Consider the following 12,347-nt stretch of genomic DNA (forward strand, 5'->3'; position numbering starts at 1 on the left):
ACGGGGCCTCATGGACAGCCTCCTCTACGCACGGGCCCAGATGGGCCTTTCGCTGGCATTTCACATGATCTTCGCGGCCGCCGGGGTGGCGCTGCCGCTGATCATGGTCATCGCGGACGCGCTCTGGCACCGGACGGGCGATCCGGACTACCTCGAGTTCTCGAAGCGCATGGCGAAGGGGACGGCGATCCTCTTCGCGGTGGGCGCGGTCTCGGGGACGGTGCTCTCGTTCGAGCTCGGGCTCCTGTGGCCGAGCTTCATGGGGACGTTCGGCGAGGTGATCGGGCTGCCGTTCTCGCTCGAGGGGTTCGCCTTCTTCACGGAGGCGATCTTCCTCGGCATCTACCTCTACGGCCGGGGCAAGCTCCCGCCGAAGCTGCACCTGCTCTCGGGCGCGCTGGTGGCGCTGAGCGGCGCGCTCTCGGCGTTCTTCGTGATCCTGGTGAACGCGTGCATGAACGACCCCGCAGGGTTCACGATGGTGGGGGGCCGCCCGGCCGACATCGACCCGGTGGCGGCGATGTTCAGCCCGCCGTGGAAGCACGAGACGCTGCACGGCATCCTCGCGTGCTATCAGGCGACGGCGTTCGTGATGACGGGGATCCACGCGCTCGTGCTCCTGCGGCACCCGAAGAGCCCGCTGTTCCGCAAGGCGTTCGCGGTGACGCTCGCGATCGCCGGGGTGACGGCGCTGGCGCAGCCGTTCGTCGGCCATTTCGCGGCGGTCGAGGTCGGCGAGGGCCAGCCCGCCAAGCTCGCGGCGATGGAGGCGCACTTCGAGACCTCGGCCCGCGCGCCGCTGCTCGTCGGCGGCCTGCCCGACGTGGAGCGGGGCGAGGTCGACTACGCGCTCGAGATCCCGGGGGGCCTGTCGATGCTCCTGCACGCCGATCCCGACGCGGTGGTGCCGGGGCTCGACGCGGTCCCGCGCGACGAGTGGCCGCCGGTGACGGCGACGCACCTCTCGTTCCAGGTGATGGTCGGCGCGGGCTCCGCGATGGCGCTGCTCGCGCTCGTCGCGGCGGCGCTCGCGTGGCGCCGCCGGGGGATCCCGGATCAGCGCCCGTTCCTCTGGGCGGTGGTCCTCGCGAGCCCGCTCGGCATCGTGGCGATGGAGGCCGGCTGGCTGGTGACGGAGTTCGGCCGCCAGCCGTGGATCGTGCGGGGCGCGATGCGCACGCGCGACGCGGTGACCCCGTTCCCGCACCTTGAGGCGCCCTTCTGGACCTTCACGGCGCTCTACGTCTTCCTCGGCGTCGTGGTGACCTACCTGCTCGTCCGCCAGCTCCGCGCGGCGCCGCTGGCGGTGACGGGAGACGTCGCGCCGCCGGGGGGCGGGGCGGCGGGCGGCGGTGGGCCGTACGAGGGCGGGGCGGCGGGCGGCGGTGGGCCGTACGAGGGCGGGGCGGCGGGCGGCGGCGAGCCGCGCGCGCTCGGGGCGGCGGGCGGCGGCGGGATGCGCGCGCTCGGGGGAGGCGCGGCCGATGGTCGTTGAGTGGCTCCTCGGCGGGGTGATGGTGGCGGCGCTCGTGCTGTACGCGCTGCTCGGCGGGGCGGATTTCGGCGGCGGCGTCTGGGATCTGCTCGCCTCCGGCCCGCGCAAGCAGGAGCAGCGCGCGCTCATCGAGCGGGTCATGGGCCCGATCTGGGAGGCCAACCACGTGTGGCTCATCCTTGTCGTGGTGCTGCTCTTCACCGCGTTTCCTCCGGCGTTCGCGGCCATCTCGGTCGCGCTGCACGTCCCCCTCACGCTGTTCCTCGTCGGCGTCGTGTTCCGCGGCTCGGCGTTCAGCTTCCGCAGCTACGACTCGCGGCGCGATGAGCGGCAGAAGCGCTGGGGGCTGCTCTTCTCGCTGGCGAGCGTGATCGCGCCGGTGCTGCTCGGCATGATCGTCGGCGCGGTGGCGTCGGGGCGGATCCGGGTGGCGTCCGGGGTGGTGACGAGCGGCTTCTTCGCGCCGTGGCTCTCGCTGTTTCCGTTCATGGTCGGGCTGTTCGCGCTCGCGCTCTTCGGGTTCCTCGCGGCGGTCTACCTGACCAACGAGGCGACGGAGCCCGCGCTCGTCGACGATTTCCGTCTGCGCGCGCTCGTCTCGGGCTGCGTGGTCGCGGCGCTCGCGCTCGCGTCCTTCGGGGCCTCGTTCGAGGGCGCCCCGCTCATCCGAGAGGGGCTGACGGATCATCCGATCACGTGGCCGCTCCACGTCACGACGGGCATTGCGGCCACGGCGGCGTTCTTCGGGCTGTGGACGCGCCGCTTCCGTCTGGCGCGCTTCGCGGCGGCGGCGCAGGTCACGCTGATCCTGCTGGGCTGGGCTGCCTCGCAGTACCCGTACCTGGTGGTGCCGGACGTGACGCTCGCCGGGGCGGCGGCGAACCCGAGGACGTTACGATTGCTTGTCTGGGTCCTCGGCGTCGGATTCGTGCTGCTGTTCCCCTCGCTGTACGTGCTCTTCCGCGTCTTCGGCAGCGGCCGGGCGGGGGCCGCGTCGGACAGCGATGACGCTCATTGAGCGGGAGTAGCAGCGAGGTACGCGGAAGTCGCGGGAGTCGAATTGGCCGGACCACCTCGTCCCACCCATGAGAGGGGAGAGGTGGGAGGTCGGTGAGCGGAACAGGGCCTCTCTGTCCGTCCTGGCGCTAGAGGGCGATGGTGCGAGGTCAGGCGCGCATTGCATTCCTGAAAGCCAGAGCCCTCTCTCATGAGGCCGCTGAAAAATCGCCTGCGCTTTCGCGGGCCTCCCCAGGGCGGGCGAACCGTGTTAGGCTCGCAGTCGCGAAGTTTTTCAGGATGCTTGTGGGGGAAGGAGCCCTGTGGAGATGGCGAACATAGCTAGATACCGTCGACACGCGATTGTGGGTTTTTTTGCAGCGACAGCCGGTGTGACGGGCTCGTTCGCCGGGTGCTCTGACTCGTACCGTGGAGAGCTCACCGGCAGCGGCTCGGGGCCCGGCGGGTCGGGCACCGGCGGCCAGGGCGGCCAGGGCGGCGAGGGGGGGAGCACGGGGACCTTCGGTCAGGGGGGGCAGTGCGAGTATACGTGTTCCAATGATCTGAAGAAGGTCATCAGCTGCAACGGCGTGACGATCGAGGAGTGCGGGCCCGAGTTCGGGTGCGTCAACGCGAAGTGCGAGCCGAACCCGTGCGAGGCGGCGGAGAAGTCGAAGAGCTCGTACGGGTGCGACTACTGGGCGCTCAAGACGGCGCTGATGCCGACCACCAAGGGCGCGTGCTTCGCTGCGATGGTCGCGAACACGTGGGACTTGCCTGTGAAGATCAACGTGGAGCGCGGTGGGGAGCATCTCCCGGTCGAGAACTTCGCCTACATTCCGACGTGGAATCCGACCACGAGCAGAGTGGATTACGCGGAGTATGATGCAAACGCCGGGCTCGCTGTTGGACAGGTCGCGATCCTGTTCCTTTCAAGGAAGTCTGCTGGGGCGAGCGTCGAGGACTGCCCTGCGGTCGGCGCGCTCGATCTGGAGACCGGTGTCTCGGGCACTGGTCGCGGAACCGCTTTCCACATCACGACCGATTATCCTGTCGTGGCCTACCAGATGCTTCCCTATGGTGGTGGGAAGGCCGCCTTCACGTCAGCGACCTTGCTCTTGCCGACCAGCGCATGGGACACGAATTACATAGCTATCAACGGCTACTCGGAGTCGGAGTCGGCGTCGCCGGACGATTACCCTGGGTCGTATCCGTCTCTGGCCGTCGTTGCCCATCAGAACGAGACCGAAGTCACGATCCGGCCGGGGGTCGACATTGTCGGTGGGACAGGTGTGGAGCCTGCGACGAGCGGCATGGCGAAGACGTACACGCTGAACGCGGGCGAGTTCCTGCAGATCACGCAGCCGGCGGAGCTGACTGGAAGCCCGATACAGTCGACCAAGCCTGTCGGTGTTTTTGGCGCCCATGCCTGCATGCTCGTGCCGAGCGGTGTTGGTGATTGCGACTCGGGTCAGCAGCAGATTGCGCCTGTGAGGGCTACCGGCAGCGAGTACGCGGCGGTCCGCTACCGTGACCGCATCGAGGGAAGCAACGAATCACCGCCCTGGCGCATCGTGGGCATGGTCGACGGAACGTCGCTCACCTGGGAGCCGTCCAAGCCCGATGGCGCCCCGGAGAGCATCGAGCAGGGCAAGGTGTACGAGTTCGAGGCCGAGGGGCCTTTCGTCGTCAAGAGCCAAGATGGTAGTCATCCGTTCTATGTTGGCCAGTATATGACGGGTGGCAATCAGTACAGCACCATCGGAGACCCGGATTGGGTCAATGTGATCCCTCCGTCTCAGTATCTCGATTACTACGTGTTCTTCACGGATCCGACATACCCCGAGACGAGCCTTGTCGTCGTTCGCACGCGCTCGAAGCTGAACAACGAGTTCGCCGACGTGCAGCTGGATTGTGCAGGCAAGCTCGACGGGTGGGAGCCTATCGGCGACGGTAATTACGAGTACACGATCGTCGACCTCACCACGGGGAATTTCGAGTCGGTGGGCGATTGCGCGAACGGACGACACGAGATGAGGAGCGATCTCCCGTTCGGTGTCACGGTCTGGGGTTGGGGAGCGATCCAGCAGAACTACCGTGTATCCTACGCGTACCCTGCCGGTGCTGGATTCCTGCCGATCAATGATGTCGAGATCCCTCCTACGGCCAATTGAGCTCTGTCCGGCGAGTCGCCGAGCTGGATTGCCGTCTCATTGAGGCCGGAGGCCGAGCGCCGGCCTCATTGCCCTTCATCGCCTAGGACACATCGCCATCGGTCAGTCAGAGCACCGAACAGGCTGAGTGTGCGCTCAGCTTGTCCCGGCCCCGCGGTCGATCTCGCCGGATGGGATGGGCGGTAACGTGCTATGGTTCAACGCTGGCCGCGAGGTCCCTCGCGCAGCGAGCGCCGACGAAGGAGTTCCTGTTGCGCGGGCTTTCCGCTGACTGGGCATCGGTGGCAACATAAAGAGCATCGGTCCATGCCGTGCCTCCACGAACTACACGACGCTCGGTGTTCGCTTCAAGCCGAGCACAATCGTGGCACGGGGTAGGGAACCCGAGTTCGAAGACGTCCAGTACCAACTCTCCTGCATTCCCTGCCATGTCAGCCATCCCCCACCTGGCGTCGCCGTCCGGAGATTTTGATCCTACCGGTAGAAAGTCGTCCATCCCGCACTTCTCCGCACCGTCCCCGTTGCCATGACAGCTGTAAGCTGCTTTCGAAGGATCGATCGACGTTCCCCACGGGTACAGCCTCTGCTCGGCGCCCCCTGCGGCCGCGTAGTTCCACTCCGCCTCGGTAGGTAAGCGGCCACCATCCCATATGCAAAAGGCGAACGCTTCGAACCATGTCATGCAGGTCATGGGATGGTTCTCGTTCTGCTCCGGAAAATCGGTCCAGAACGCATCGGGGCAGCGGAGCGCGACCTTCATGGCCGCTTTGTCGGCTGTCAGCTCGCTGTTCCAGTCAGAATTCCATCCACTTTCTCGAATCTTGGGATGCGCGCCTGCGTCACGGAGAGGCGGATCGGCTTGCGTGCCTTTCCCCGCTTCCACGAACGCGCGGAACCGCCCCACGGTGATCTCGTAGATATCCAGGCGGACCCCGCTGATGGTCGCGGGGTATTCCGGAGCGTTGATCCGATCAAATGTCCCTCCGGGGATGCTCGCCGTGCCGCAGCAGTCGGCGCCCGGACTGGGTCCACAGTCCCTTCCCGCACCTGGTCCCGCTCCCTGGCAGCTCGGCGCGACGCAGGTGCCGAGCCGGCATCCAGGGAACGGCGTCCGGCACGGCGTCTCGTCTTCCCAGACGCCGTCGATGCACTGGCGCGGCGTACGGCCGCTGCAATCTCGCTCTCCCTCGCGGCACTCCACGCAGTGCCCTCGCGAACATACCGGCCGCTCTGCGCTGCACAGTCGCTGGGTGACCCATTCTCCCGAGGCGCACTGCCGCGGTGCGTCGCCAACGCAGTCTCGCTCGCCATCGCTGCACGGCGCTTCTCCGGTCGCGGAGCTCGCGCTCGGGCCGCCGCCCCCGGAGGCGGGAGCGTCGGCGAACTCGTCAAGCCCCAGGACGAGGCCACATCCCGCAGTGGCCAGGCTTGATGCAAAAATAATCAGCAGTCGCGTGCGTGCGCTGTTCTTTGTGTGTGCTCGTGTGAACATCGCTCTTGGTGCAGCCTGTTCGGGTGATGACTCGCTGTGGTGGAATACTCGTTCACCGGCGGCCCGCCGTGCCGCGCGGTCGCCGCGCTTCGGTTCCCGTTCGAGCCAGGCGGCTCCGCCTCGGCGGCCAGCTTCGGCCGGCACCGGCGCGGGGACCATACGCCGCTGCGCGCACCCTGCAGCCGTCGCCGCGCCGCGCCGTTCGCCTCCGCCGCCCACCTCGGCCGCATCGCTGAACCCCGTCAAGTGGCGCCGGCCCGCCGCAGCTCACCCCCGCAGCAGCGCGGTCAGGAACGCTGTGCGCGACGGCGCCTCGTGCTTTCAGCCTTGCCACCATCACCACGCTACGCCCGGAGCCACACGCCTGGAAGCCCCGGCCTCCCGCCGGACGCGCCCCGGACACAGCCGCCCGGCCCCCCGCCGCGCTCCTCGCACCTCCTGGTTCGACCCAGGAGACATCCTCCTCCGGGCCGAGTAATCTCCCGCCCGGACGCCGGCCCGCATGCGGCGGAACGCCCGCGTCAACCTCGTTTTTCGAGCGTTGCTTGGAGGACAGCTCACCGTGATGGATCGAAGAAACCTGCCGGGCGGTAAGCCGCGACGCCCGTCGCGCCTTCGCTGCGCGCTGACCGCAGCCGCCCTGGCCGCACCGGCCCTCGTCGCGCTTGCGCCCTCCACCGCGCGCGCGCAGGACCGGACCTTCTACCTCGATCGCCTCAGGATGGCCGGCGCCCCCGACGACGGGATCGGGGTCTGGCGCCCCCACATGGGGGAAAAGACGCGCCTCTTCGGGCAGCTCGGGCTCGGCGCCTCGGTCCACCCGCTCCGCAACGACAACTACGTTGACGACCTCGCCGTCGAGGAGCAGCTCGAAGGCGAGGGGCCCGTCACCTCGCAGCTCATCACCTACCTGAGCGCCGGCGTCGAGATCCTCGGCCGCGGCGCCCTCCAGGCCTCGTTCCCGATCGTCGTGTTCCAGGACGGCAACCAGACCTGCCACCCCGACCGGACCCTCGGCCTGGACCAGTGCGTCAACCTGAAGACCGCCACCCCGATGGACCTCCGGCTCGACGCACGCCTCGTCGCGCTGGAGCTCGACGAGCGGCGCTTCCGTCTGGGACTCACGGCCGCGGTCTTCGTGCCCGTCGGCAACGTCTACTCCTTCGGCGGCGACCGGACTGTGAGCAGCGCGTTCGGCCTCGGCGCCGAATACGACTTCAAGGACTTCTTCGTCACCCTCAACACCGGCGTCGCGATCCGGCCGCCCGTGCGGCTCCACGAGCTCCGCGTCGGCACCGAGCTCACCTACGGCGTCGGCGGCTACGTCCCGCTGGTCGACGACACGGTCCGCGTCGGGGCCGAGATCTTCGGCTCGTTCGGCCTCCGCGAGGAGACGCTCGGCGAGCTCGACGCTTCCCCCATCGAGTGGCAGCTGAACGGCCGGATGGCCCTCACCAAGGACAAGGCGCTCTACGCGGGCGCCGGCGTGGGCACCCGGATGAGCGGCGGCTACGCCCCGGATTTCCGGGGGGTCGCCGTCGTCGGCTACTCGTTCAGCATCGCCGACTCGGGCACCCGGTCGCCCGGCTTCAACTACGTCATCGAGCAGGAGAAGGACACCGACGGCGACGGCTACCCCGACGTCATCGACCTCTGCCCGGAGGACCCCGAGGACGGCAAGCAGCCGAAGCCGGCCGACGGCTGCCCGGACATGCCCGATCGCGACGGCGACGGCATCCCCGACGTCGTCGACAAGTGCCCCGACGATCCCGAGGACAAGGACGGCATCGACGACCGCGACGGCTGCCCCGAGGAGGACGCGGACCAGGACGGCATCCCCGACGCCGAGGACAAGTGCCCGAAGGAGCCGGGGCAGGTCGTCGTCGACGAGCCCGAGAAGAACGGCTGCCCGTACTACATCCGCAGGATCACCGGCTCCGCCGAGATCGAGATCATGAAGCAGGTCGAGTTCGAGTTCGACAGCTCCAGGATCCTCCCGCAGAGCTATCCGATCCTCGACGAGGTCGTGCGGCTGCTCAAGGCGAACCCGGAGATCAAGCTGCTCAGCATCGAAGGGCACACCGACAACCAGGGCACGATCGACTACAACGACCGGCTCGCGCACAACCGGGCCATCGCGGTCAGGGTCTACCTGATCAACAAGGGCATCCAGGCGGAGCGGCTCACCTCCGTGGGCTACGGCTCCCGCCGGCCGCTCGTGGCCAACGACACGCCGGAAGGCCGGCAGCGCAACCGGCGCGTCGAGTTCCACATCAAGTCACAGTCGATCGAGGGCCGGTAGGCTCCCGCCTGGAGCGGCGGGCCGGATCGACGCCGGGATCCGCCGCCGCCGGCGCGCGCGTGCCTCGCCACGTGCGCGCCGGCGCCCTCTCCGCGATCCGAAGGGCCTCGCCGGCCGCGCGTTCGCGCGCCGGGCGCTGCGCTCGCGGGCCGGCCGCGCTCGCGCGACGGCCGCGCTCGCGTGACGGCTGTGCTCGCGCGCGGTGAGCGCAGCCCGCCGCGGCGCTCAGTCGTCGTGATGCCCGAGCGCCGGGCGGCGATGGTCGCACTTGCCGGGGATCGGGAAGCCGCAGACCTGCTCTTCGAGCAGGCAATCCTGCGCCGCCGGGCACTGCTCCGGATCGAGGACCGCCGGATCGCACGGGCGAGAGCAGAAGTCGGGCCTCGGCAGCGGAGCGTCGTAGCGGCCGTTGCCGTCGACATCGATGTAGATCGGGTTGGTCACCGCATAAGGCGGGACCGGCGACCAGTCGGGCACCGTCGGCGTGGGCGCGAACAGGGCGCTGATCGCGGGGATCCTCCCGAACCCGTCGCTCGCCAGCCGCGAGAGCTGGATCTCCCCGAACGGGACGTCGAGGGAGACAGGGCTCATGAGGTTCCTGTCCTCGAGGCCCATGGCGATGATCACCACCCAGGAGTCGCGCTCCGGCACCGTGAAGGTGACCTTGCCGCGCACGTCCACGAGCGCGCTCGGCGGCATCTCCGGCTCCAGCAGGCGGATCATCCTGCCGTTCAGGTAGATCTCCACCCGATCGACGCCGAACCAGCTCGCCGTCTGGACATCGAAGAGGAGCTCGAGCGGCTTGCCGGCGCTCGCCCCCGCCACCTCGCCGTAGGTCTTGCCGCCGATCGTCGCCCGGACGAAGGGGCCGTACGTCGCGAAGGCGTGCGCGCCCCGCAGGCTCTCGACCGCGGCCGGCGTCTCGAGCGCCGCCGGGGAGTCGGTCGCGCTGCGGAAATAGGTCCGCGGGAAGCCCGGCTCCTTCGAGGCGTCGTGGCCGTCGCTGCTGGCGATCTGCGCCGGCAAGAACCCCCGCTCGAGGTAACGGAAGTAGTCGTCCACCTGGCCCGCCCGGAACGTGCAGGGCTCGTCGCGCGCCTCCGCGGCGACGGGCGCGTCGCCGAGCGCGGCGGGCCCGCAGAGCTCCTGGCTGTCGGGGCTCGTGCCGGGGAAGCCCCAGTTCTTCTCCTGCTCGTCGGGCGTTCGCGCGAGGATCCGCTTCGTGAGCGCCCACGCGAGCTCGGTGCGCGCGCGGCGCTTGCAGTCGGCGATGGCCAGCGCGACCGCGGCGCCCGAGGGCGAGCCGGAGGCGCCGCCCGCCGCCGGCGCCGACCCGCCGGGGGCCGCGCAAGGCGCGCGCAGCCAGCCCGCCACCTCGGGGCACGCCGCCTCGATCTCGCCTTCGCCCTGGGCGGCGTTCAGCCGCGCGAGGCAGCGATTCCAGTCGACGACCTCGGCCACGCTCGGCGTGCGCACCAGATCGAACCGCTTGCCGTTGATGACCTCCATCGCGTCGAACGCGCAGCTCGCCGTCCGGAACACCGGGTTGTTCTCCTCGAGGAACGTCGGCGTCCGGTCCATCGTGTAGGTGTCGACGCCGAGCTGCTCGATGTAGCCGAAGAAGCCGTCGCGCGGGTGGGCGACGATCGTCAGCGGCTCCACGGTGCCGTCGCCCGAGGCGCGGATGGCGTCGAGGATCGTCCCGCCGGGCTCGCACGTCCAGTCGTGCGCGCCGTGGGTCGGGACGTCGAGCTCGTCGTACTTGAGCGGGAAGCCGATGAAATGCCCCTGCTCCAGCGTCGTGATCTCCGCCCCGATCGCGGTGGCGAGGTGGGGCGCGAGCCCGAGCGCGCGCGCGGTCGGCTGGTAGTCCGTCTCGACGTCGTGGTCGGTCGACACCGCGAGCTCCACGCCCTCGGCCGCCACCATGGCGACCCGCCGCGGCACGGGCATGCCGCTGTCGAAGCTCGGCCTGGAGTGGAGGTGCATGTCGGCCGACATCCACCCGCTCGTGTCGACCTCGCGCACCAGCGTGGCGTCGAGCTGGAACGCGCGCCCCGGCGCGAGCGTCACGTCGCGCTCCACGTAGATCCCGTACTCGATGCCTCGCGACACCGTGATCTGGTATCGCCCCGGCTCGATCTCGACCTCTCCTTCGCCCGTGGCCGTGACCTCGATGGCGCGGTTGCCGTTCCCGAGCCGGCCGTCGCCGAGGTAGACCCTGCGCCGGCCGTCGCCCGGGAGCCGCCGCCCCGCGTCGTCGAGCGAGATGAAGGCGAGCTTGGCCGGTATCCGCTGGCCGGCCTCGTCCGCGACGCGGTAGCGCACCGTCGCCGGCGTGGGCAGGCGCGGCGACACCGCGACCTGCTCTCCGGCCCCGAGGCGCACCCGGACCGGCGCCGACGTCGCCGTCCCCGCGGCGTTCCGCGCGACGAGCACGTAGCTGCCGGGCGGCAAGGCGCCGCGGAAATCGCCGTCCTCGGACGGATCGAGGCCGACGTCCGCGTCGATCTCGTTGATGAGGCCCACGTCGCCGCGCGCCTCCCGGTTGGCCGCCACGAGCTCGTCGAGCGAGCCGAAGGGCCGCGACGGATCCGGGTCGGAGAAGACGAACACCCGCGCGTTCGGCGCGGCCTCCAGCGTGCTCTCCCACAGCACGTGGCCGTGGACCGTGCCCGTCTCGGTCCCGCGGAGCCGGTGCATCACGTCGGTCACGCTCGCGATGTCGCCGTCGCCCACGGCGAGGTAGCGCTCGTAGCTGAACGCGCGGTGCGCGTCGCACGCCGCGTCGTCCCCCTCGCTGAACAGGCACGATCGGCTGGCGGACACGAACGCCGTCGCCGCGCTCGCGAAGAGGGGCACGTTGACCACGGACGGCGCCGCGCCCTCCTGCGCCCTGGTGAAGTAGCCGTAGCTGACGTCCCCGCCCGCCGCGGCCACGAAATCGAACGTGAGCGGCTCCGAGAACGAGTTCCGCCCGGCGTTCCAGGCGTCCTGGACCGCCGTGTCCTCGTCGAAGCCGGCGCCGGGCGCGAAGACGTCGTTCTGGTTGCCGAAGAACACGAAGTCTCCGGCGACGATGCCGGCGCGGCGCGCCGCCTCCTCCTGCGCCTGGTCCGCGGGATCCCCGAGGACGCCGCCGAGCACCGAGACGGGGGCCGTGGCGTTGTCGAGCGGCAGGACGTCGCTGCACGCGCAGGTCAGGCAGCCGCCCGGGTCCTGCTGGTACCCGTCCGGGCACGGCTCGCAGCTCCTCGGGGCCTCGCAGCCGGGCGGCGGCTTGTCGTCGAGCAGGAGCACCGTGCGCACCGTCACGAACCGATCGCCCGGGTGAAGGAGGTAGTCTGTCCGGAAGCGGATCCTGGAGCGGACGTTGGGGAAGAAGAGGCCGAGCAGGTCCTCCTGCGCCCGGAGCAGGCCTATCGCCTCGAACAGGAACTCCCCGTCTCCCTCGACGCGGATCCCGGCCTCGGCGCCGTCCGAGCCGTCGGCGAGCACCGAGACGTCGGTCGCCGTCGGGTCGGGCACGATCAGGTTGGCGAGCGAGAACATCTCCGCGAACCGATCTCGCCCCTGTCCGCCCTCCTCGCCGATCCGGCCGCGGCGCCGATCGACGTCGACGATGGCGCCGCCGAAGATCCCCGGCCCGGGCGAGTCCCGCCCGCCCAGGATGGCCACGCGGATCTGGTCGTTTTCGAGCAGGAAGTCGCCGACGTCCGCCATCGCCACCGGGCCGCCGACGAGCTCGGCCCGGTGCTCGATCCGCTTGGCGCGGAGCAGCCGGTCGCCCCCGCAGCTCGGCAGCGCCGGGGCCGCGAGCGCGGCGGCGGCGAGCGGGAGGAGCGCGACCCTCGTGAACCAGCGGTGTGTTCGCCGCACAGCGATCTC

Annotated in this window: 6 protein-coding genes; 4 read left to right on the top strand and 2 right to left on the bottom strand. The window is 69.9% G+C overall.

Annotation, left to right across the window (positions count from 1 at the left end; translation table 11 throughout):
- Positions 1-10: 10 nt before the first annotated feature.
- From WMF33_RS14235 to WMF33_RS14245, 3 genes are all read left to right on the top strand, one after another.
- Positions 11-1,495 (top strand): cytochrome ubiquinol oxidase subunit I, encoded by a 1,485-nt coding sequence (locus tag WMF33_RS14235; protein WP_437337642.1) that lies wholly within the window; start codon positions 11-13, stop codon positions 1,493-1,495.
- Positions 1,485-2,513 (top strand): cytochrome d ubiquinol oxidase subunit II, encoded by a 1,029-nt coding sequence (locus WMF33_RS14240; protein ID WP_437337643.1) that lies wholly within the window; start codon positions 1,485-1,487, stop codon positions 2,511-2,513. The genes WMF33_RS14235 and WMF33_RS14240 overlap by 11 nt, the downstream gene beginning before the upstream one ends.
- A 307-nt stretch (positions 2,514-2,820) precedes the next feature.
- Positions 2,821-4,665, top strand: a complete 1,845-nt coding sequence (locus tag WMF33_RS14245) for an IgGFc-binding protein (protein WP_437337644.1) — start codon at positions 2,821-2,823, stop codon at positions 4,663-4,665.
- 190 nt (positions 4,666-4,855) lie between these two features.
- On the opposite strand, the gene WMF33_RS14250 is transcribed toward WMF33_RS14245, so the two are convergent.
- Positions 4,856-5,656: a formylglycine-generating enzyme family protein gene (locus WMF33_RS14250; RefSeq protein WP_437339481.1), complete on the bottom strand. Its 801-nt coding sequence runs from the start codon at positions 5,654-5,656 to the stop codon at positions 4,856-4,858.
- A 1,066-nt stretch (positions 5,657-6,722) separates the two neighbouring features.
- Here WMF33_RS14250 and WMF33_RS14255 point away from each other — a divergent pair.
- Entirely contained in the window at positions 6,723-8,459 is a 1,737-nt protein-coding gene (locus WMF33_RS14255) for an OmpA family protein (RefSeq protein ID WP_437339482.1), read from the top strand.
- Between the two features lie 225 nt (positions 8,460-8,684).
- Here the strand turns inward: WMF33_RS14255 and WMF33_RS14260 are convergent, their stop codons facing one another.
- Entirely contained in the window at positions 8,685-12,338 is a 3,654-nt protein-coding gene (locus WMF33_RS14260) for a PHP domain-containing protein (RefSeq protein ID WP_437337645.1), read from the bottom strand.
- Between the last annotated feature and the right edge of the window lie 9 nt (positions 12,339-12,347).

The organism is Sorangium sp. So ce394, assembly GCF_051474665.1.
Classification (GTDB): domain Bacteria; phylum Myxococcota_A; class Polyangia; order Polyangiales; family Polyangiaceae; genus Sorangium; species Sorangium cellulosum_D.

Coding starts and splice junctions, on each gene's coding strand:
- WMF33_RS14235 (WP_437337642.1), top strand. CDS start 11: ATGGACAGCCTCCTCTACGCACGGGCCCAGATGGGCCTTTCGCTGGCA.
- WMF33_RS14240 (WP_437337643.1), top strand. CDS start 1,485: ATGGTCGTTGAGTGGCTCCTCGGCGGGGTGATGGTGGCGGCGCTCGTG.
- WMF33_RS14245 (WP_437337644.1), top strand. CDS start 2,821: ATGGCGAACATAGCTAGATACCGTCGACACGCGATTGTGGGTTTTTTT.
- WMF33_RS14255 (WP_437339482.1), top strand. CDS start 6,723: ATGGATCGAAGAAACCTGCCGGGCGGTAAGCCGCGACGCCCGTCGCGC.